We start from the raw sequence: 21,416 nt of genomic DNA, 5'->3' as shown, positions 1-21,416 counted from the left end.
TTACGCCGATGTGAACGGCAGGGCAAATCGGGACGCATGCTCGGCGTGTCGCCCGCGCGCCCGCGACACGGGCGCCGATGTCGTCGCCTCCCGCGACACTGGAGCCATGGATGCGCGCCTTCTCACATCACACGCGATGCGCGTCGCGGAGCAGTTCCCCGCGGTGACGCAGGAGCAGCCGTTCGGACCCGACGTCGAGGTCTTCAAGGTCCACGGAAGGATCTTCCTCCTCGTCATGGGTCCGCCCGACAGGCCACTGGTCACGGTCAAGGCCGACCCCTTCGACGCGGCGGAGCTGCGCGCCGCCTTCGCCGACATCGTCACCGGCCACCACATGAACAAGAGGCACTGGATCTCCATCGCTCCCGGCGACGCCGTCGACCGCGATCTGCTGCGGGAGCTCGTGACCGACTCGTACCGGCTCGTCGTCGCCCGTCTCCCGGCGCGCCGGCGTCCCGTGGATCCCGAGACCTTCGGCTACCGGCCCTGAGCCTTCCGCGAGGCTCTCAGTGCACTCCGAGCTTGAAAGTGCAAACTTGCACTCTATGGCCGAGAGTGCACTGAATCTGCGCGAGAGACGACGGCAGAAGACGCTCCGCCGGCTCACCGACGTCGCACGACGCCTGACGGGCGACCGCGGTTTCACCGGCTTCACGGTCGAGGAGCTCTGCGAGGAGGCCGGCGTCTCGCGCCGCACCTTCTTCAACTACTTCGCCGCCAAGGAGGACGCCGTCCTCGGCTTCCCCGTCCGGCGCGACGACGACGCGATCGACGCCGCCTTCGTCACCGGCGGAGCCGACCGCCCTCCCGGCGGCGTCAGCACGACCCTCCTCGACGACATGCTCGCCTTCTTCATCGCCCGCTGGGGCCGGTTGTCGCTCACGGCCTCCGAGGCGAAGCGCGTCTTCGCGATCATCGACCAGGAGCCGCGCCTGCACACCCGCATCCTCCAGCTGCTGCGCGAGGGCGAGCAGACCACGATCGCCCTCGTCGAGCGGCGCGAGGACCTCGCTCCCGGCGACATCCGCGCGAGCACGCTCGTGCACGTCGTCGGCACGCTCAACCGGATCGTCGCCGAGGAGTACCTCGCCACGCACGGCGACGCGCCGCCGTCCCTCGACGACTTCGCCGACCGTCTCCGCGAGAGGGCCGCCATCGTGCGCGCGCTCTTCGCGTGACCCCTTCGATCACCCGCCTCTCACCCTCCACGGAGCGAACATGACATCCCCCACCGCGGGAACGCCCTTCCTGCTCACGAAACGACGCATCTGGATCATCTTCGGCGCGCTCATCGCCGGCATGCTGCTCTCGAGCCTCGATCAGACGATCGTCTCGACCGCCATGCCGACCATCGTCGGCGAGCTGGGAGGCGTCGAGCACCAGGTCTGGATCACCACGGCGTACCTTCTGGCGACCACGATCGTCATGCCGATCTACGGCAAGTTCGGCGACGTGCTCGGTCGGCGCAACCTCTTCCTCATCGCGATCGCGCTCTTCACGCTCGCCTCGGTCGGATGCGCGTTCGCGAACGACTTCTGGGCGTTCGTCGTCTTCCGCGCTCTGCAGGGCCTCGGCGGCGGCGGGCTCATGATCCTCTCGCAGGCGATCATCGCCGACATCGTGCCGGCCAACGAGCGCGGCAAGTACATGGGCCCGCTCGGCGCCGTGTTCGGGCTGTCGGCCGTCGCCGGTCCGCTGCTCGGCGGCTTCTTCGTCGACCACCTCACGTGGCAGTGGGCGTTCTACATCAACATCCCCGTCGGCATCGCCGCGTTCGTCATCGCGCTCGTGGCGCTGAAGCTGCCGAGCAAGAAGGCGGAGAAGCCGATCGACGTCTTCGGCGTGATCTTCCTCTCGCTCGCGACGACGTGTCTCATCTTCTTCACCGACTTCGGCGGCGACTCGGCATACGGCTGGGGCTCCCCCGTCACCTGGCTGTGCGGCGCCGGTCTCGTCGTCGCCGCGGCGGCGTTCATCCTGACCGAGTCGCGCGTGCAGGACCCGATCATCCCGCTGAGCCTCTTCCGCAACCCGATCTTCGTCAACGCGACCGCGATCGGCCTCGTGCTCGGCATCGGCATGTTCGCGGCGATCGGCTTCATCCCCACGTTCCTGCAGATGTCGTCCGGCACGTCGGCCGCCGTGTCCGGCCTCCTCCTGATCCCCATGATGGTGGGCCTCATCGGCACGTCGATCAGCTCGGGCATCCTCATCTCCCGGACCGGGAGGTACAAGCTCTACCCGATCGCGGGCACGATCCTCACGGGCATCGCCATGACCGCCATGACGACGCTGAGCGCCGACACCCCGATCTGGCTCATCTGCGTGTTCCTGTTCTTCTTCGGCGCCGGGCTCGGCCTCATCATGCAGGTGGTCGTGCTCATCGTGCAGAACGCGGTGCCCGTGAACGAGATCGGCACCGCGACGAGCACGAACAACTATTTCCGCGAGGTGGGCGCCTCACTCGGCACGGCCGTCTTCGGCACCATCTTCACGACGCGCCTCACCGCGAACCTCACCACCGTGTTCACGGACGCCGGCGCGACGGCGGAGGACGCGGCCACGGCGACCGCGACGATCGATCCGGCCACGCTGAACGCGCTGCCCGACGACGTCCGCGACGGCATCGTCACGGCGTACGCCGACGCGCTCGCCCCCGTGTTCTGGTACCTCATCCCGTTCATCGCGCTCGCCTTCGTCCTCTCGCTCTTCCTCAAGGAGATCCCGCTGTCGGATCAGTCCGGTCTCGTCGCCCGCGGCGAGGCGATCTCGGGCGAGGAGGCGGAGCGGCTCGAGGCGGAGCTGCGCGCGGGCCGCGCCGTCGCCGGCCGAGCGGGCTCCGTGACGGGCGGACGCGGCGCCGATGCCGAGAGCCGCAGGAACGACGACACGGCGTCGGGGACGCCGCCGACGACCTGACCCGATCCGTCGCCGACGTGGTCGCGGCCCGCGTCGAGCGGGTCGCGACCACGTCGGTCGATCAGGACGCGGGACGGCGGCCGGACAGGAGGTCGCGGACGGCTGCCGGCGCCTTGAGCCCCGTTCCGCTGAGCATGATCGCCGTCGTCTCGCCCTGCCGGATCACGCCCGCCGCCGTGAGCCGCGAGTACGCGGCCGCCGCCGTGGCGCTCGTCGGCTCGACGAAGAGCCCCTGCTCGCACAGCCTGCGCAACGCGTCCACGATCTCCGTCTCCGGGACCGCGACGGCGTCGCCTCCGCTCCCGCGCAGCGCCTGGACCAGTTGGGGCAGACGCACCGGGCGGCGGATGGCCGTGCCCTCCGCCGCCGTCGGGGAGACCGCGCGATCGGCCTCGCCGCGGAGCGCGGCGTCGACGGGGGAGCAGTTCAGCGGCTGAGCCGCGAACAGACGCGGCATCCGCGCGATCTCGCCGGCCGCGAGGAGCTCGCGGAAGCCCAGCCAGCATCCGAGCAGGCTGCTCCCGGCCCCCACCGGCATCACCACGTTGTCCGGCGCCCGGAAGCCCAGGTCCTCCCACAGCTCGTAGGCCTGCGTCTTGGTCCCCTCGAGGAACAGCGCCTGCCAGTTGTGACTCGCATAGAACGCGACATCGGACTCGCGGACGGCCGCCGCCTGCGACTCCTCGCGCGGTCCTTCGACGAGCTCCACCTCGGCGCCGTACGCGACGACCTGCGCGATCTTCGCGGGCGAGGTCGACGCCGGCGCGAAGATCTTCACGCGCATCCCGCCCGCCGCGCCGTATCCCGCGACGGAGGAGCCGCCGTTGCCCGAGCTGTCCTCGAGCACGGCGTCGATCCCGCGTTCGCGCAGGTACGACAGCATGACGCTCGTGCCGCGGTCCTTGAAGCTGCCCGTCGGGCTGAACCACTCGAGCTTGAACAGCGGACGATGCGCGCCCCACTCCCGCTCGACGAGCGGCGTGCAGCCCTCGCCCAACGAGATCGGACGCGGGATGTCGACGGGCAGCGCGGCCCGGTATCGCCAGAGCGACCGATCCGTCCGCTCGATGTCGTCGCGCGAGATGCCCGGCTGCGCCGAGACCATGAGCGGTCTGCCCGCATCCGACCGCCAGCGCGGCACGTCGAGACCGTAGGAGCGTCCGTCGACGGGATCCACGTACACGGCGGCCATCCTCATCCCCTCCTCGACGCGCTGCCCAGAAGACTACCGATGCCCGGCGGCGCGCACGGGCGCCGGCGGGAGGACAGAGCCTGTCAAGTCCTCCCGCTCGACGTCCCGCGCCCCTAGTCTGGCCGGATGACCGAGCTGACGAGTCCGACGGGAGAAGAGGCCGCGCTGAGGGCCGCACCACGGGCCGACGGGTCGGCGCCCCGCGCGCTCGTCCTCGGCGCGACCGGATACGTCGGAGGACGACTCACCCCCCGGCTGCTCGCGGCGGGGTATCGCGTGCGGATCCTCGCGCGCGACGCGGGACGGGCCGCCGCGCTCCCATGGGGCGCCGAGTGCGAGATCGTCGAGGGGTCGGCCGACGACGCGGACGCCGTCGCGCAGGCCTGCGCGGACGTGGACGTGCTCTTCTACCTCATCCACTCGATGAACGCCGGCAAGGACTTCGAGGACGCCGACGCACGCGCCGCAGGCACGGTCGCGTCCGCCGCGGCCGACGCCGGCGTCGGCCGCGTCGTCTACCTCGGCGGGCTGCACCCCGCGGGCGTCGCCCTGTCGCCGCACCTGCGCTCGCGCGTGGCCGTGGGCGAGGTGTTCCTCGGCTCGCCCGTCCCGGCACTCGTGCTCCAGGCCGGGGTCGTCATCGGCTCCGGCTCCGCGTCGTTCGAGATGATCCGGCATCTCACCGAGGTGCTCCCCTATATGCCGGCGCCCCGCTGGGTGCGCAACCGGATCCAGCCCATCGCCGTCCGCGACGTGCTGCACTACCTGCTCGGCGCGGCCCGCGTGGCCGGCGACGTGAATCGTGCCGTCGACATCGGCGGCCCCGACGTGCTCCGCTACGGACAGATGATGAACGGCTACGCCCTGGCGGCGGGACTGCCGCAACGCGCGATCGCCGCGCTGCCCGTCCTCACCCCCGGGCTCGCGTCGCACTGGGTGAACCTCGTCACGCCCGTGCCGCGATCGATCGCGCGCCCCCTCATCGCGTCGCTGCAGAACGAGTGCGTCGTGAAGGACCGCTCCGTCGACGAGATCGTCCCGCCTCCCGAGGGCGGCCTCACGCCGTATCGCAGAGCGGTCGAGCTCGCCCTCGGACGCGTCGACGCGGACCTCGTCGAGACGAGCTGGCGCGATGCGGAGGTGTCCGGCGCACCGAGCGACCCGCTGCCGAGCGACCCCGGCTGGGCCGGCCGCACGGTCTTCACCGACGAGCGCTCTCAGCGCACGCGTGCCACGGAGCACGACCTCTGGACGATCATCGTGGGGATCGGCGGCGAGAACGGGTGGTACTCGTCTCCCCTGCTGTGGGCCGCGCGCGGATGGATGGACCGCGTCGCCGGGGGCGTCGGACTGCAGCGGGGACGACGGAGCCGCAGCGTGACCCACGTCGGCGACGCGATCGACTTCTGGCGCGTGGAGGCCGTCGAGGACGGCCGCCTGCTGCGTCTTCGCGCCGAGATGAAGGTGCCGGGCGCCGCGTGGCTCGAGCTCCGCGTCGCGTCGGACGAGCAGGGCACGCACTACGAGCAGCGTGCCGTGTTCTTCCCCCGCGGGCTCGCCGGGCGCCTGTACTGGCTCGCCGTGCTGCCGTTCCACGGCCTCATCTTCGCGGGCATGGCGACACGGATCACGGCCGCCGCGGAGGCACTGCGCTGAACGCGGGCAGCGACGCGGCTACGCGCTGACCAGCGCGGGCAGGGGCTCGATCTCGTCGATCCAGTCCCAGATCGGCAGGAGCGTCCCGGCGACGAGCGAGCTCATGGCGCGGTTGCCCTCGCTGCGCGTGCAGACGATCCCGGCGTCGCGGAGGACCGCGAGATGACGCGAGGCGCCGAAGCGCGTGATCCCGACCTCTCGCGCGATCTCCGTGATCGACATCCCCCGGACCGAGGCGCCGCGGCTCTCTCCGAGCGTCCGGACGATCCGCAGCCGGTCGCCGTTCGAGAGCGCGGCGAACAGGTCGACGAGCGCGGCGTCGTCGCCGTCTTGTCCGTCATCTTGGTCGGCCATGGCAGAACGCTATTCCCCCGGTCGCGCAGCCCACGACGCCGACGGCGCGGAAAGATCGCCTGTTCTTGTCTCCGGGGGAAGCCGCCCGGTGCGGCGCACCGCGGGAGCACGAGGGCTCGGCTCTCGCATCGGGCGACCCACCCCGACCCGACGACGAGCACCCATCCTGAGCGTCCGTTATGAGCCCGAGATGAAGTCACAGAAACATAACGACATGGGTTGCCGCTCGTTACCGGGCCGTTATAGAGTCCACGTCAGGCAGTTGTTTTGCTGTGGCAGCTGCCGACATGTGATTGCAGGACACTCTTGGTGCAAGGGACAAGGGCCGGGCGGCTTCCTCTCCGTCCGGCCCTTACTTGCGCCCCGTCTCCGTCGGCGAGGCCGAGACGCCGCAGACGGCCGCCGGAGCATTCGCGGACCAGGCCTATGAGCGCGCATAGACCGCTACCCTGAGATCCATGGCTGACCGAAGACTCGCAATCGAGGCGTGGGAGAGCCTTTTCCGCGCTCAGCACGAAGTGTTCGAGGTGCTCTCGAACGACTTCGTCGGAACCGATCTGTCGCAGGCCGAGTACGACGTGCTCCTCACCGTGACCCGTTCGCCGGCCATGACGGCGCGCCTCCGCGACGTCACCGCGAACATGCTCATCAGCCAGCCGAGCGTCTCGCGGCTCGTCGACAGGATGGTCGGACGAGGCCTCGTGACGAAGTGCAACGACCCCGACGACGGCCGCGGCGCCCTCGTCACGGCGACGGACCTGGGCGTCCGCGCCTTCCGCGCGATCGGAGCCGCCCACGGCAAGCGCATCGCGGAGCAGATGTCGCGCCTCGACGACGACGAGCTGCTCGCGCTCCGGGCCCTCACCGAGAAGCTGCGCGCCGGCGTCGACGTCGACGAGGCCTGACGGGCGGGTCCTCCGCGAACTGCTTCGACAGCAGACGGTACGCGGGCAGCAGGAACCCCGAGAAGGCGAGCAGCACCGCGACGCCCCCCGCGCAGAGGAAGACGAGCGCGATCCCGCGGGCGTCTCCCTCGCCGAGCAGCCACGCCCACCGCTGCCGTCCTGCGTCCGTGCGCATGTAGGGGATGACCCAGAGCTCGGCGATCGGCGCGATGAGGAACGACGTCACGGGCCCCGACGCCGCCTCGAACGTCATCGCGAAGCCGAAGACGCGCCCCTGCTTCTCGTACGGCGTCACCCGCTGGACGACCGTCTGCTCGGCCGCCTCGACGGCGGGGACGAAGGCCATGTAGACCCAGAAGCCCAGCACGTAGAGCCAGGCCCATTCCCGGATGGTGAACACCGCGCCGACGACGCCGATGAGCGCCGCGACGAGCAGCATCGTCCGGATGGGGTTCCTGCCCAGGCCGAACCTCGCGATGACGACTCCGCCGACGATGAACCCCGTCGAGCCGACCGCGAGCCAGACGCCCCACATCTCCACCGAGAACAGCTCGAGGCCGTAGGGGTCCATGAGCGCCATGTAGACGCCTCCGACGAGGTTGTTCAGCGTCGTGAAGAGCACGAGCGTCAGGAGGCCGGGCACGGCGAGGACGGCCCGGAAGCCGCCGGCGACGTCGACCCACCGCGTCTGCCCCTCGGCGTGCACGATGTCCCGTTCGGGGATGGCGATCGCAAGCAGGTGGACGAGCGACAGGGCCAGGAGCACGAGCGCGATGAGGATGGTCGGGCCCATGCCGAGCCGGCCGACGGCGAGGCCGCTGAACACGCTCGTCACGAGGAACGCGAGCCCCTGCACGGTGCCGACCATGCCGTTGGCGTTGGCGTGCCTCTCGACCGGCACGAGCAGCGTGACGGTGGTCGACAGCGCGATGTTGCGCAGCTGCTCGACGACGGCCCCGGCGAGCATGACGACGGCGAAGATCCAGAACCACGGCCGGGTGAGGTCGGCGATCGCCTCCTCCCCCACGACGAAGAAGAAGACCGCGTCGAGGCAGAACACGCCGAACGCGATGAGCGTCGCCCACGCCATGACGGCCTTCTTGCGGAAACGGTCGACGAGGGTGCCGAACATCATGCTGAACAGCGCGATGAAGAGCATGTAGGCGCCGCCGATGACGCCCGTCGCGATGACGTTGCGGGTCTCGAGGTAGATCCAGAACGTGAACGCGAACCAGAGGAAGCTCGTCGTGATGTTCGCGAACGCCGTGTTCACGAGCACGTGCACGAAGCTCCGCATGCCGTTCTCGGGAGGCGCGGGATCGCCGTCGCCGGGATGCGTCTGCGTGTCGGGCATGTCTCCTCCGTCTGTCGCAGACAGGGTATGACGCCCCTCGGACATTCCCGCAAGCCGTCCTCCGGCGTCCGCGCGAGGCGTAACGTCGCAGGCACCGGATGCACGACACGAGCGGAGGCACGACCCCATGACCAACGTCGCAGAGAACATCGTCGCCACACTGAAGGCGAACCGGATCGAGCGGGTGTACGGGCTCCCCGGCGACTCGCTCAACGGCTTCACCGACGCCCTCCGCAAGGACGGGTCGATCCGCTGGGTCCACGTGCGCCACGAGGAGTCCGCCGCGTTCGCCGCCGCGGCCGACGCGGCGACGACGGGGGAGCTCGCGGTCGTCGCGGGATCCTGCGGCCCGGGGAACCTCCACCTCATCAACGGCCTCTTCGACGCCCATCGCTCGCGCGTCCCCGTGCTCGCGATCGCGGCGCACATCCCGACCTCCGAGATCGGCAGCAACTACTTCCAGGAGACGCACCCCCAGGAGCTCTTCCGCGAGTGCAGCGTCTACGTCGAGTACGTCGCCGACCCGGTCCAGATGCCGCGCGTGCTCGAGATCGCGATGCGCGCAGCGATCGAGGAGCGCGGCGTCGCCGTCGTCGTGATCCCCGGAGACGTCGCGCTCGCCGAGACGGTGTCGGACCGCGTCACCGTCATCGAGCGCGCGCGACCCGTCATCGTGCCGAGCGACGCCGAGCTCGATCGCGCCGCGGCGCTGCTGGACGCCGCGAAGAGGGTCACGATCCTCGCCGGGGCGGGCGTCGAGGGCGCGCACGACGAGGTCGTCGCCCTCGCCGACCGGCTCGCGGCGCCCGTCGTGCACGCGCTGCGCGGCAAGGAGTTCATCGAGTACGACAACCCCTTCGACGTCGGCATGACGGGGCTGCTCGGCTTCGCCTCGGGCTACCGCGCGATGGAGGGCGCCGACGCCCTGCTCATGCTCGGCACCGACTTCCCGTACCCGCAGTTCTATCCCGAGCACGCCACGACCATCCAGGTCGACATCCGCGGATCCCAGCTCGGCAGGCGTCATCCGCTCGACCTCGGGCTCGTCGGCGATGTGAAGGCGACCGCACCCGCGCTCCTGGCCCGCCTCGCCGACGGCCGCGACCGCACGCACCTCGACGACGCGCGGGACCACTACGTCAAGACCCGGAGGAAGCTCGACGAGCTCGCCGTGCCGCGCCGCGGCTCGCAGCCGATCCACCCGCAGTACCTCGCACGCGTCCTCGACGAGACGGCCTCCGAGGACGCCGTGTTCACCGCCGACGTCGGCTCGCCGACGGTGTGGGCCTCCCGGTACCTCACGATGAACGGCCGGCGCCGGCTCATCGGGTCGTTCAGCCACGGGTCCATGGCGAACGCCCTGCTCCACGGCATCGGAGCGCAGGTCGCGCACCCCGATCGCCAGGTCGTCGCGCTCGCGGGGGACGGGGGGCTCGCGATGATGCTCGGCGAGCTCATCACCCTCACCCAGAACGGCCTCCCCGTGAAGACCGTCGTCGTCAACAACTCGTCGCTCAACTTCGTCGAGCTCGAGATGAAGGCGGCCGGCTTCGTGACCTACGGCACGGAGCTGACGAACCCGAACTTCGCGGACGTCGCGAACGCGCTCGGCATCAGGGGCATCCGGGTGGAGCGGTCGAAGGACCTGCCCGGCGCGGTGGCGGAGCTGCTCGCGCACGACGGGCCGGCGCTGCTCGACGTCGTCTCCGAACGGCAGGAGCTGTCCATGCCGCCCGCCGTGACGGCGGAGCAGGTCAAGGGCTTCGCGCTCTACGCGATCCGCACAGTCATGTCGGGCCGGGGCGACGAGCTGCTCGACCTCGCGAAGGCGAACTGGCGCCAGCTGCTCTGATCGGCCGAGTCGACGCGATACTGAGAGGGTGACTGCGCACGACTCCTCGGTCCCGCCGCCGCTCGAGCATCCCATCGTCGCGACGGCGGCGGGCCGCGTGCGCGGATTCTGGCGGAGGGGCTGCGCGACCTTCCTCGGCATCCCCTACGCCCAGCCGCCCGTCGGGCCGCTCCGCTTCCAGGCGCCGCAGCCGCATGAGCCGTGGGACGGCGTCCGCGACGCGACCCACCACGGGGCGACGCCGCAGCGGGGCATCACAGGGGTCACGATGATCCCGGAGCCGTCCGTGCCCGGGCGGTCGACGCTCAACGTCAACGTCTTCACGCCCCGGCCCTCCGCGGACGCGGCCCTCCCCGTCCTCGTCTACATCCATGGCGGCTCATACGTCTCGGGATCGATCGCGAGCCCCTGGTACGACGGTCGGGCGTTCGCCCGCGACGGCGTCGTCGTCGTGACGCTGTCGTACCGCCTCGGCTTCGACGGGTTCGGCTGGATCTCCGACGCCCCGAGCAACCGCGGGGTCCGGGACTGGATCGCCGCCCTCGAATGGGTGCAGGCGAACGTCCGCGCTTTCGGCGGCGATCCCGATCGCGTCACGATCGCCGGGCAGTCCGCGGGCGGAGGCGCCGTGCTCACGCTGCTCGGGATCCCCGCGGCACAGCATCTGTTCACGGCGGCCTGGGCGATGTCCGCGACCATCGGCGTCATCACGCCCGCCGCGGCGGAGTCCTTCGGCCGCCGGATCGCGCGGGAGGCGGGCGTCGAGCCGACGGTCGCCGGATGGCGCGAGCTCACCGAGAGGCAGGTCCGCGTCGCCGCGCAGGACCACATCGCGATGCGCGACCTCCGCGGTGCGCAGGCCGTTCTCGCCGACGGCCTCCAGCTCGGCCCGGCGATCGACGACGACCTCATCGCGCAGCCGACCATCCGCGCCATCGCCTCGGGCGTCGGCTCGGACAAGCCGCTCGTGCTGGGGACCACCGACGACGAGTTCTCCATGATCGTCGACGACTACCGCCGGTGGCTGCGCTGGCTGCCCGCCGCTCCCGTCCTCGCGGTCCTCGGGCTCCCCCGCGCCCGCCGCCGCGCGTACCTGAAGGCGAACGCCGGGCTCCGTCGCGCGAAGGGCACGCATGCGCTGCTCGGCCGTTTCGTCACCGACGCCCTCTTCCGGCGCCACGTCGTGCGCATCGCACGCGCGAGGACACGCGCGCACGCGGCGGCGACGACCTGGGCGTACCGCTTCGAGTGGGTCTCGCCCGTGCGCGGATGGTCGCTCCACTGCCTCGACGTGCCGTTCTTCTTCGACGTGCTCGACGCGGAGGACGTCGACCGGATGACGGGCGACGAGCCCCCTCAGCAGCTGGCGGACGCCGTCCACGGCGCCGCGGCGGCGTTCGTCCGCACGCAGGCCGCCGACTGGAGCGCGTGGTCGGAGGGCTCCACCCCCTCGCGCGTGTTCACCGACCCGCCCCCGGCCGCGCGCGAGACGTCGACGGGCTACGACGGCGCGGTGCCGCTCGCGTGAGGCCCCTCAGCCGAGCGCGGGGATGACCTTCTGCTCGAAGAGCTCGACGCCCGAGAGGTCGTACGCGGCCTCGGGGAAGTAGTGGATGGCGTAGGCGAGGCCCTGCTCTCCGAGGGCGGCGAGGCGCTCGGTCACCTGCTCGACCGTGCCGACGCCCACGGCCCTCCCGCTGCGGTAGTCGCCGATGACGCCGTCGGTCGCGTCGCCCAGGAACGGGCGGAGGCGCGCCTCGATCGCGTCGATCCGCTCGGCCACCTCGGCCTCGGTCTCGCCGATCACGGTGTTGTAGTTGGCCGACCGCACGATCTCCGAGAAGTCGCGGCCGATCGCGTCGGTGTGCTCGCGCAGCACGGCGCTCTTGTGCGCGAAGGTCTCCGGGTCGCCGGCGAAGTTGGTGTACTGGCCGTACTGCGCCGCGATCTTGAGCGTGACCTTCTCGCCGCCGCCCGAGATCCAGAACGGGATGCCGGGGCGCTGGATCGGACGCGGCTGAACGATCGCGCCGTCGACCTGGAAGAAGCGGCCGTCGAGGGTCGCCTCCCCCGTCTCCCATCCCTGCTTCATGATCTCCACGCCCTCGCGGAGCATCCGGAGCCGGTCGCCGATCTTCGGGAACCCGTAGCCGTACGCCCGCCACTCGTGCTCGTACCAGCCTCCGCCGATGCCCATCTCCACGCGTCCGCCGGACACGTGGTCGACGGTCGCGGCGACCTTCGCGAGGTAGGCGGGGTTGCGGTAGCCCATGCACGTGCACATCTGCCCGAGGCGGATGCGGCTCGTCGACGCGGCGAACGCCGCCATGAGCGTCCACGCCTCGTGCGTGGCCTCCTCAGAGGGCACGGGCGTCGTGTGGAAGTGGTCGTAGACCCACAGCGACTCCCACGGACCGGCGTCCGCACGCTGCGCGAGGGACAGCATCGTCCCCCACTGGCCGGCCGGCTCGATGCCGACGAGGTCGTACCGCCAGCCCTGGGGGACGAATGTTCCGAATCGCATGGCGCCAGACTACGGCCTGCCGGCGGCGACCGCCTCGGCATCCGCGCCCCCCGACGACACGACCGAGCGCATCCCGCTCACCCTCATGGCGACGACGGACGTCCACGGCCACGTCCTCGACTGGGACTACTTCCAGGACGCCCCGTTCCCGGCCGACGACGCGCTGGGCCTGACGAGGACGGCGACCGCGATCGACGAGGTGCGCGCCGAGCGCGGCGCCGAGTCGGTCGTCGTGCTCGACAACGGCGACGCCATCCAGGGGACCCCGCTGACGTACTACTACGGCATGGGGGACGGCGCGCCATCCGTTCTGGCGGACGAGGTCGAGCACCCGATGGCGACGGCCTTCGACGCGATCGGGTACGACGCGCAGGTCGTCGGCAACCACGAGTACAACTACGGGCTCGACCTGCTCTCCGCCTACGAGGAGGACCTCGACGCGCCGCTCCTCGGCGCGAACGTGGTCGACGCCGCCACCGGAGAGCCCTATCACGAGCCCTACACCCTCATCGAGCGGGAGATCGGCGGCGAGAGCGTCACGATCGGCGTGCTCGGCCTCGTCACGCCCGGCGTGCGCGTGTGGGATCGCGGCATCGTCGAGGGCGTGCTCGAGTTCCGCGACGTCGTGGAGACCGCCGAGGAGTGGGTGCCCGTCGTCGAGGAGCAGGCCGACGTCGTCGTCGTGCTCGCGCACACGGGCAAGGGGACCACCCCCGACGCGGACTACGACCGCACGGCGCTCACCGAGGACGCCGCGAGGAACATCGCCACCATGGTGCCCGGCATCGACGTCGTCGTGGGCGGGCACAGCCACAACGACGAGCCGCAGGAGGTCGTCGAGAACGTCGCGGGCGAGCCCGTGCTCATCACCCAGCCGAACTACTGGGCGCGCTCCGTGAGCCAGGTCGACCTCTCGCTCGTCGCCGACGGCGACGGCTTCCGCGTCGACTGGTCGGACGAGGCGGCCCCGACCGTGACCCCGCGCTACGGGACGGACGGACTGGCGGAGTCGACGGCGGTCGCGGACGCCGTCCGCGACGCGCACGACACGACGGTCGCCTACGTCGACACCCCCGTCGCGACGTCGACGGAGGAGCTGCTCACCGAGACCTCGCGCTACGAGGACACCCCCATCATCGAGTTCATCGGCGAGGTGCAGGCCGACACCGTCGACGCGGCGCTGGAGGGCACGGAGTACGCCGGCCTGCCGGTCGTCTCCCAGGCCTCGCCGTTCTCGCGGACGGCGCGCTTCCCGCAGGGAGAGGTGACGATCCGCGATCTGGCGGGGCTCTACATCTACGAGAACACCCTGCTCGGCGTGGTCCTGACGGGCCGCGAGATCGACGACTACCTGGAGTACTCGGCGAGGTATTACGTGCAGACGCCGGAGGGCGCGGAGTTCGACCCGGAGAACGGGACCAACGCGGTGTACCCCGATGCCCCCGAGGGCGTCCCCGACTACGCGTACGACGTGCTCACGGGCCTCGACTACACGATCGACGTCTCGCAGGACCTCGGCGAGCGCGTGAGCGACCTGCGCCACCCCGACGGGACCCCCGTCGGGGACGACGAGTGCTTCGTGCTGGCCGTCAACAACTACCGGCAGAGCGGCGGCTCGGACTACCCGCACGTCGCCGAGGCGCCTGTCGTCTACGACGACAGGCTGGAGATCCGGCAGCTCCTCGTCGACTGGGCCTCGGAGCGCGGCGTGATCGACCCGGCGGACTTCTTCACCGAGAACTGGACGCTCACGACGGAGCCGGCCGAGGCGCCCACGCCCACGCCCACGCCGACGCCCACGGGAGAGCCTTCCCCCGAGCCGACGGACGCCCCGACGCCGGGCCCGCGCGAGACGGAGCCGCCCGGGCCGGAGGAGAGGCAGCCCCTCGTCCCGACGGACGGCTCGACCGCGGCGGTCGCGGCCGTCGCCGCGATCGCCGTCGTCGCGGGGGCCGGGCTGCTCGTCACGCGCCGCGCACGCCGGCGCGTCTGAGCCGGAGGGGCGCCCGGACCGGTCAGAGCGCCCCTCCGCCGGTCGGGCACGCGCGGCTCAGCGCGCCGGCCTGCGCAGGACGACGCGGGCGTCGGGGATGCGCTCCCCCATGACGCGGACGGCGTCGGGGTTGTCGTCGATGAGGATCGCGTCGCGCCCGAGATCCGCGGCGACGGCCCCCGTCGTGCCGCTGCCCGCGAACATGTCGAGCACGCGGTCGCCGGGGCGCGAGGACGCCTGGACGATGCGGCGCAGGATGCCCTCGGGCTTCTGCGTCGCGTAGCCCGTCCGCTCGCTCCCGTTCGTCGGCACGATCGTGTGCCACCAGACGTCCGTCGGCAGCTTGCCCCGCCGCGCCTTCTCGCGCGTGACGAGGCCCGGGGCCATGTACGGCTCGCGGTCCACGGCGCCGGAGTCGAACCAGTACCGGTCGGGGTCCTTCACGTAGACGAGGATCGTGTCGTGCTTCGTGGGCCAGCGGCTGCGCGACTTCGCGCCGTAGTCGTAGGCCCAGATGAGCTCGTTGAGGAAGCAGTCGCGCCCGAACACCGCGTCGAGCATGACCTTCGCGTAGTGCGCCTCCCGGTAGTCAAGGTGCAGGTACAGCGTGCCGTCGTCGGCCAGCAGGCGCCAGGCCTCCTCGATGCGCGGCACGAGGAAGCCCCAGTAGTCGTCGAACCGGTCGTCGAACGTGCGGAGGGCGCCGCGCACGCGCTCGTAGCCGCGGCCGTGGAAGCCCGCGTGCGCGACGGCCCTCGGCTCCCTCCCCCGCCCATCGGGCGCCGAGATGTCGGCGCCGTCGGGATGCCCGAGCAGGGCGCCGTCCTCGGGCTCGGCGGCAGCCGCGATCCACGTCTCCGGCTCGGTGCGCGCGGCGATCGAGACGCCGCGGCGGCTCTCGTCCGTCTCGCGGTCCCTGCCGGTGTTGAAGGGCGGGTCGAGGTACGCGATCGCGAAGGCGCCGTCGGGCAGCGTGCGCGCGACGTCGAGGTTGTCTCCGTAGTGGATGGTGACCGCCCCGCGCGCCGGCGCGAGCGCGTCGAGCGGGGCGTCGTCGAGGGCGCCGGGGCCCTCGACGCTCACGGGACGCGGTGCAGCCACGCGTCCGTGCCGAACTTCGTGCGCACGAGCTCCTCCGCCGCGGCCAGCTCCTCCGCCGAGACCGAGCCGCGCGTCGCGCCCGTGAAGCCCTGGAACGACGCGATGAAGCGGTCGATGATGTCGCGCCGTGCCATCCCCGTCTGGCTGCGGATGGGGTCCACCCGCTTGACCGCCGAGACGGTGCCCTTGTCGCTGAGCTTCTCCCGCCCGATGCGCAGCACCTCCGACAGCGCCTGCCCGTCGATGTCGTACGAGAGCGTCGCGTGGTGGAGGACGCCGCCGTTGGCGAGGCGCTTCTGGGCCGCCCCGCCGATCTTCCCCGACGGGCTCGCGATGTCGTTGAGCGGCTGATACGTCGCCTCGATGCCGATCGAGCGCAGCGCCTGCAGCACCCAGTCGTCGAGGAACGCGTACGAGTCGGCGAACGTCAGCCCCGCGACGAGGGACGCGGGCACGTACAGCGAGTACGTGATGATCTGCTCCGCGCCCATGAGCATGGCGCCGCCGCCCGAGATCCGCCGCACGATCTCGAAGCCGTGCCGCTTCGCGCCGTCGGGGTCGACCTCGTTGCGGAACGACTGGAACGAGCCGATGACGACGGCCGACCTCTCCCACTCCCAGATGCGGAGGGTGGGCCTGCGGAGACCGTCGCCGACGCGCTCGGTGAGCACCTCGTCGAGGGCGATGTTGACGAGGGGCGAGACGGCGGGGTCGTCGATCACCTCCCACTCGAAGTCGGTCCAGCTCGAGGCGGTGACGAGAGCGCGCCGCACGGCGGTGCCGACGGCCTCGGGCGTGAACCCCAGCAGCTGCGCCCCCTCCGGGAGCCGCGCGCGGATGGCGGCCGCGATCGCGGGGACGTCGGCGGTGTCGGGGAGGCCCGTCACCGCGCGGTTGATGTCCTCGAGCGCCGTGTCGGGCTCGAGGAAGAAGTCGCCGGCCAGGTGGAAGCCGCCGATCCTCCCCGCCTCGACCTCCAGGTCGACGACAACGAGCTTTCCTCCGGGGACCTTGTACTCGCCATGCACGAGCACCAGCCTACGGCGTGCGGCTACGAGCGGGCGGGGATGCGCGCATCGAGCCACGCGAGGAGATCGGCGCGCACCGCGGCCTGGACGGGCTCTTTCAGGATCTCGTGCCGCCCCTCGTAGACGAGCGTCGTGACATCCGCGAGCCCCGCGCGCTCCCGATACGCCTTCGCGAGACGGTGGACGGCGCGCGGGCCGCCGACGGAGTCGTCCCGTCCCACGAGCAGCAGCACGGGCACATCCGCTCCCGCGCGCTCCCGGAGCCCGCGGCGGGGACGTCCGTAGAGCTGCAGGGCTCCCCGCGGCCCGAAGAGCCTCAGGAGCGGGACGCTCGTCGTGAGCGGGTCGTCGAGGAACGCCCGCTGCACCTCCGGGTCGGACGAGAGCCATTCGACGCCGTTCGCCCCCTCCGTCTTCCACCGGGCGTTCAGATCGCCTGCGTTGAGAGAGCCCGGCCACCTCAGCGACGATCCGACGAGGACGACGGCGTCGTACGCGTCCGGATGCTCGTCGAAGAGCTTCTGCGCGAGGAAGGAGCCCCACGAGTGCCCGAGGAGCACGACGGGGAGCCCCGGGCGCTCCGCGCGGATGAGCTCGGTGAGCTGCCAGACCGCCGCGACCGCGGCACCGTGGCCGCCGACGCCGAGGCGGCCCAGGCGCTCCGGGCCCCCGTGCTGCCGGATGCCGGTGCGGCCGTGCCCGCGATGGTCGTCGGCGTAGACGGCGAAGCCCTGCGCGGCGAGCGCCTCCGCCAGCACCGCGTACCGCCCCGCGTGGTCGCCGACCCCGTGGAGGATCTGCACGACGCCCCGCGCCTCGCCCTCGGGCTCGTACAGGTCGTACACGATCACGACGCCGTGCGCGTCGACGTACTCGGGCATGCGTCGATGGTACACGCGGTTTCGCTTAGCAGAACTAATGAGCTAAACTAATCATTCGTATGGCTAAGCAATCCGCGTCGACGAGGCTCTCCTCCGACGCCTCCGAGATCCGGGCCGCCGTCTTCCGCCTCTCGCGCCGCCTCCGGCAGCAGCGAGCGGTCTCCGACATGACCGACGGCCAGTTCGCCGTGCTCGTCGCCCTCACGGTGCACGGGCCCCACACGCTGTCGGCGCTCGCCGATCGCGAGGGGATCACCGCACCCTCCATGAACCGCACCGTGAACGGCCTCGAGGAGCTCGGCCATCTCACACGCAGGGAGAACGACGTGGACCGCCGCAAGGTGAGCATCGACATCACCGAGAGCGGGCGGGCCATCGTCGAGGAGACGGTGCGGCGCCGCGACGAGTGGCTCGCGAAGGTGCTCGCCGGTCTCGACGCCGACGACCGCGTCACGATGCGGCGCGCGGCGGAGATCATCATGAGGGAGATCGAGCGATGAAGGGGATGTTCCGCTCGCTCGGCCTCTTCAACTACCGCGTCTGGTTCCTCGGCGCCCTCGTCTCGAACATCGGCGGGTGGATGCAGTCCACCGCCCAGGACTGGGTCGTGCTCACCGAGCTCACCGACAACGACGCCACGGCGATGGGCGTGACGATGGCGCTGCAGTTCGGCCCGCCCCTCGTGCTCGTCAGCATGACGGGCTGGGTGGCCGACCGGTTCGACCGGAGACGCGTGCTGCTCATCACGCAGACCGCGCTCCTGCTCCTCGCGATCGCCGTGGGCGCACTGCTGCTGGCCGGCGTGATGACGCTGCCGCTGATGCTCGTCTTCGCCCTCGCCTTCGGCGTCGCCAACGCGTTCGACAGCCCGGCCCGCCAGGCGTTCGTCTCCGACATCGTCTCCCGCGACGACGCCTCGAACGCCATCGCGCTCAACGCGGCGTCGTTCAACATGGCACGCCTCATCGGCCCCGCCGTCGGCGGCCTCCTCATCGTCGTGATCGGCACGGGGTGGGTGTTCATCGTCAACGCCGCGACGTTCCTCGCCATGCTCGTCGCCCTCGTGGCGATGCGCCGCGACGAGCTCGTGCCCCGCGTGCGCGGCACGGGCGCCTCGCGCCTGGCGGACGGATTCCGGTACGTCGCCAGGCGGCCCGACCTCGTGGTGACGTTCACGATGGTCTTCCTCATCGGCGCGTTCGGGATGAACTTCCCCATCTTCGCCTCGACCATGGCGATCGAGTTCGGCCGGGGCGCGGACGGCTACGGCGTGCTGAGCTCGGTCCTCGCGATCGGCTCGCTCGCCGGGGCGCTGCTCGCCGCGCGACGCGCTCGGGCGCGCATCCGGGTCGTGATCCTCGCGGCGGGCGGCTTCGGCCTCGCGTCGCTCGTCTCGGCCGCGATGCCGGGCTACGGACTGTACGGCGCCGCGCTCGTGTTCGTCGGGTTCTCGACGGTGACGATGATGACGACGGCGAACGGCTACGTGCAGACGACGACCGACCCGGCGCTGCGCGGGCGCGTGATGGCGCTGTACATGGCCGTCATCATGGGTTCGACGCCCGTCGGAGCGCCCATCGCGGGCTGGATCGTCGACGCGCTCGGCCCGCGCGCGGCGATCGTCGTGGGCGGGGCCGCGGGCCTCGTCGCGTGCGCCGTCGGCGTGACCTGGGTCCTCCTCTCCGGGCGCCTCCACCGCAGCGAGGAGAGCCGGTTCCGCCTGACCCTCGACGAGACGCGGCCGCTGACGGTCGTCGAGCCCGAGGACTTCAGCGACGAGGTCGCCCAGACCACGCCCCTCCGCATCACGGACGAGGCGGAGGCGATGGGGACGCTCCCGCACCGGCAGAGAGGTCATCGAGGATGAGCACCGCGACGCGTCAGGCCTCGCGGGTGAGCGTCACCTCGACGTGCAGCTCGCCCCTGCCCGGCCCCGCGTACACGCCCCGCAGCGGCGGCACGTCGCCGTAGTCGCGCCCGCGGCCCACGAGGACGTGGCGATCGGTGATCTCGCTGTCGTTGGTCGCGTCGAAGCCGTGCCAGTCCCCCGCGAACCACTCGATCCAGGCGTGGGACTCCCCCCGCACCGCGACGCCGACATCCGCGTTCTCGCGCGGGTGGAGGTATCCGGAGACGTAGCGTGCGGGGATGCCGACCGATCGCAGCGCGCCGATCACGATGTGCGTGATGTCCTGGCAGACGCCTTTGCGCTCCCGCCACGCGTCCGACGCCGTCGAGTGGACGCCCGTCACGCCCTGCACGTACTCGAGGGCGTCGCCGAGCGTCGCCGCGATCGCCCGTGCGGCGGCGGACGGATCGGCGTGCTTCGCGGCGAGCTCGCGGGCCATCTCGACCACCTCGGCATGCGGTCGCGTGCGATCGCTCTGCCCGAGGTGCTCGACGGTCTCGACGGCGCGCTCGGCCTCGCGCGCGAGACGATCCCATGACAGGTGCGCCGGCTCCGCATGCCGTGAGCGCACCTCGACGAGGCTGCGCGAGGTGATCATGAGCTCCGTGTGCGGGGCGAGCACGTCGAAGCTGCTCACGCGCGTGCCGAAGTAGTCGACGTACGAGCTGACGGAGACCTGCGGATGGATCTCCAGGTTCGCGCTGAGCACGAACTGGCTCTCGGTCGTGCCGGGGAGCATCCGCGCCTCGTTGTACGAGGCGGTGACCGTGTCGTCGTAGCGGAAGCCGGTCTCGTGCTCGATGAGGAGACGCTTCATGAGATCTCTCCGATCCAGCTCGGCTCCGCCTGCGACGGGAAGAAGCGCCGCCCGATCGCCTCCGACGCCTCGCGCGTGACGATCTGCACCTCCTCCATGTAGTCGTTGAGGCTGCCGAGGATCCGGTCGATCGGGGTGTACTCGAGCTCGTTGCGGATCTTGCCGAGCGCCCGCAGGCCGGCGTTGGAGTGGCCGACCCGATCCGCGACGGGGTCGATCGCGCTCATGCACTGCTCCGCCATCGAGATCGAGAAGATGATCGAGCGGGGGAAGAGCCGGTCGAGCAGGAGGAACTCCGCGGCGTTCACGGCGCTCGGCATCCCCCGGTACGTGCGCAGATAGGGCTCGTAGGCCCCACAGGAGCGCAGCAGGGTCGTCCAGGACGGCCCCGGCGCCTCGGCGAGCGCGCGCGTGGCGAGCAGCCTCGCCGTCATGTCGGCACGCTCGATCGCGCGCCCGAGCGTGAAGAACTGCCAGGCCTCGTCCCTGCTCGTCGAGGCCTCGACGACGCCGACGGCGAGCGCGGCGCGCTCGCGCACCCACTTGAAGAACTCGTGGCTCTTCTCGCCCTGAAGCCGCCGGGGCAGGCGAGCGCTCGTCGTGTTGAGGCACTCCCAGAGCTCGGTCGAGACGATCTCGCGCGCGCGGCGGGCGTTCTCCCGCGCCGCGCGGATCGAGAAGGCGATGCTCGAGGTGTTCACGTGCGCGACGCCCAGCTGCTCGAGCACGTACTCGCGGCCCATCCTCTCGACGCCCTCGTCCGGGATCGCGCCGATGACCGTGAGCAGCGCGCGGCATGCGGTGTCCTCGTCGATCCAGGGGTCCTCCAGCAGGAGCTGGAGGTGCACGTCGAGGATGCGCGCCGTGCCGTCGCTGCGCTCGATGTAGCGGCCGATCCAGAAGAGCGACTCCGCGATGCGTGCGAGCATCC

The 21,416-nt window shown here is 71.3% G+C and carries 19 protein-coding genes; 10 read left to right on the top strand and 9 right to left on the bottom strand.

Annotated elements, in window-relative coordinates; all coding sequences use genetic code 11:
• The first annotated feature begins 106 nt into the window (after positions 1–106).
• Genes N8K70_RS02335 through N8K70_RS02325 form a run of 3 tightly spaced genes read left to right on the top strand, consistent with a single transcriptional unit; the run spans position 107 to position 2,919 of the window.
• Positions 107–490, top strand: coding sequence for an MmcQ/YjbR family DNA-binding protein (locus N8K70_RS02335; protein ID WP_317140011.1), 384 nt, complete (start codon positions 107–109; stop codon positions 488–490).
• A 55-nt stretch (positions 491–545) separates the two neighbouring features.
• Positions 546–1,178, top strand: coding sequence for a TetR/AcrR family transcriptional regulator (locus tag N8K70_RS02330; RefSeq protein ID WP_317140010.1), 633 nt, complete (start codon positions 546–548; stop codon positions 1,176–1,178).
• 40 nt (positions 1,179–1,218) lie between these two features.
• Entirely contained in the window at positions 1,219–2,919 is a 1,701-nt protein-coding gene (locus N8K70_RS02325; protein ID WP_317140009.1) for an MDR family MFS transporter, read from the top strand.
• A gap of 61 nt (positions 2,920–2,980) precedes the next feature.
• Here the strand turns inward: N8K70_RS02325 and N8K70_RS02320 are convergent, their stop codons facing one another.
• Positions 2,981–4,111 carry a threonine synthase gene (locus N8K70_RS02320; RefSeq protein ID WP_317140008.1) on the bottom strand — a complete coding sequence of 377 codons (1,131 nt, stop codon included), beginning with the start codon at positions 4,109–4,111 and terminating at the stop codon, positions 2,981–2,983.
• A 126-nt stretch (positions 4,112–4,237) separates the two neighbouring features.
• On the opposite strand from N8K70_RS02320, the gene N8K70_RS02315 reads away from it, so the two are divergent.
• Positions 4,238–5,767, top strand: a complete 1,530-nt coding sequence (locus tag N8K70_RS02315; protein ID WP_317140007.1) for an SDR family oxidoreductase — start codon at positions 4,238–4,240, stop codon at positions 5,765–5,767.
• A gap of 18 nt (positions 5,768–5,785) precedes the next feature.
• On the opposite strand, the gene N8K70_RS02310 is transcribed toward N8K70_RS02315, so the two are convergent.
• On the bottom strand, positions 5,786–6,121 hold the full coding sequence (locus tag N8K70_RS02310) for an ArsR/SmtB family transcription factor (protein WP_317140006.1): 336 nt from the start codon (positions 6,119–6,121) through the stop codon (positions 5,786–5,788).
• 458 nt (positions 6,122–6,579) lie between these two features.
• Between N8K70_RS02310 and N8K70_RS02305 the strand changes: the two genes are divergently transcribed.
• A complete protein-coding gene (locus N8K70_RS02305; RefSeq protein WP_317140005.1) occupies positions 6,580–7,026 on the top strand; it encodes a MarR family winged helix-turn-helix transcriptional regulator in 447 nt (148 codons plus the stop codon).
• On the opposite strand, the gene N8K70_RS02300 is transcribed toward N8K70_RS02305, so the two are convergent.
• Positions 6,983–8,380, bottom strand: coding sequence for an MFS transporter (locus N8K70_RS02300; protein WP_317140004.1), 1,398 nt, complete (start codon positions 8,378–8,380; stop codon positions 6,983–6,985). The genes N8K70_RS02305 and N8K70_RS02300 overlap by 44 nt on opposite strands.
• Positions 8,381–8,507: 127 nt before the next feature.
• On the opposite strand from N8K70_RS02300, the gene poxB reads away from it, so the two are divergent.
• Complete coding sequence (gene poxB, locus N8K70_RS02295; RefSeq protein WP_317140003.1) at positions 8,508–10,232, top strand: ubiquinone-dependent pyruvate dehydrogenase; 1,725 nt, start codon at positions 8,508–8,510, stop codon at positions 10,230–10,232.
• Positions 10,233–10,260: 28 nt separating this feature from the next.
• Positions 10,261–11,760, top strand: a complete 1,500-nt coding sequence (locus N8K70_RS02290; RefSeq protein ID WP_317140002.1) for a carboxylesterase/lipase family protein — start codon at positions 10,261–10,263, stop codon at positions 11,758–11,760.
• A gap of 6 nt (positions 11,761–11,766) precedes the next feature.
• On the opposite strand, the gene N8K70_RS02285 is transcribed toward N8K70_RS02290, so the two are convergent.
• On the bottom strand, positions 11,767–12,756 hold the full coding sequence (locus N8K70_RS02285; RefSeq protein WP_317140001.1) for an LLM class F420-dependent oxidoreductase: 990 nt from the start codon (positions 12,754–12,756) through the stop codon (positions 11,767–11,769).
• Here N8K70_RS02285 and N8K70_RS02280 point away from each other — a divergent pair.
• A complete protein-coding gene (locus tag N8K70_RS02280; RefSeq protein ID WP_317140000.1) occupies positions 12,755–14,749 on the top strand; it encodes a bifunctional metallophosphatase/5'-nucleotidase in 1,995 nt (664 codons plus the stop codon). The two genes, N8K70_RS02285 and N8K70_RS02280, sit on opposite strands and share 2 nt — an antisense overlap.
• A gap of 57 nt (positions 14,750–14,806) precedes the next feature.
• On the opposite strand, the gene N8K70_RS02275 is transcribed toward N8K70_RS02280, so the two are convergent.
• From N8K70_RS02275 to N8K70_RS02265, 3 genes are read right to left on the bottom strand one after another with little or no spacing between them, the layout of a single operon-like run.
• A complete protein-coding gene (locus tag N8K70_RS02275; RefSeq protein ID WP_394357795.1) occupies positions 14,807–15,850 on the bottom strand; it encodes a DNA-methyltransferase in 1,044 nt (347 codons plus the stop codon).
• Positions 15,829–16,878 (bottom strand): lipoate--protein ligase family protein, encoded by a 1,050-nt coding sequence (locus tag N8K70_RS02270; protein WP_317139999.1) that lies wholly within the window; start codon positions 16,876–16,878, stop codon positions 15,829–15,831. Before N8K70_RS02270 ends, N8K70_RS02275 begins: the two co-directional genes overlap by 22 nt.
• 23 nt (positions 16,879–16,901) lie before the next feature.
• Positions 16,902–17,759 carry an alpha/beta fold hydrolase gene (locus N8K70_RS02265; protein WP_317139998.1) on the bottom strand — a complete coding sequence of 286 codons (858 nt, stop codon included), beginning with the start codon at positions 17,757–17,759 and terminating at the stop codon, positions 16,902–16,904.
• A 59-nt stretch (positions 17,760–17,818) separates the two neighbouring features.
• Between N8K70_RS02265 and N8K70_RS02260 the strand changes: the two genes are divergently transcribed.
• Together N8K70_RS02260 and N8K70_RS02255 are read left to right on the top strand one after the other, a co-directional pair.
• Positions 17,819–18,259 carry a MarR family winged helix-turn-helix transcriptional regulator gene (locus N8K70_RS02260; protein WP_317139997.1) on the top strand — a complete coding sequence of 147 codons (441 nt, stop codon included), beginning with the start codon at positions 17,819–17,821 and terminating at the stop codon, positions 18,257–18,259.
• Positions 18,256–19,626, top strand: coding sequence for an MFS transporter (locus tag N8K70_RS02255; RefSeq protein ID WP_394357794.1), 1,371 nt, complete (start codon positions 18,256–18,258; stop codon positions 19,624–19,626). Before N8K70_RS02260 ends, N8K70_RS02255 begins: the two co-directional genes overlap by 4 nt.
• Positions 19,627–19,639: 13 nt before the next feature.
• On the opposite strand, the gene N8K70_RS02250 is transcribed toward N8K70_RS02255, so the two are convergent.
• The gene (locus N8K70_RS02250) at positions 19,640–20,485 is read right to left on the bottom strand and encodes a transglutaminase family protein (protein WP_317139996.1); all 846 of its coding nucleotides are present in this window, start codon (positions 20,483–20,485) and stop codon (positions 19,640–19,642) included.
• Complete coding sequence (locus N8K70_RS02245; protein WP_317139995.1) at positions 20,482–21,414, bottom strand: alpha-E domain-containing protein; 933 nt, start codon at positions 21,412–21,414, stop codon at positions 20,482–20,484. The genes N8K70_RS02250 and N8K70_RS02245 overlap by 4 nt, the downstream gene beginning before the upstream one ends.
• Positions 21,415–21,416 lie beyond the last annotated feature (2 nt).

The sequence above is a fragment of the Microbacterium sp. AB genome, from assembly GCF_032878875.1.
GTDB classification, from domain to species: domain Bacteria; phylum Actinomycetota; class Actinomycetes; order Actinomycetales; family Microbacteriaceae; genus Microbacterium; species Microbacterium betulae.
The sequence above is the reverse complement of the archived record's forward strand: the minus strand, read 5'-3'. Positions and strand labels throughout refer to the sequence as shown.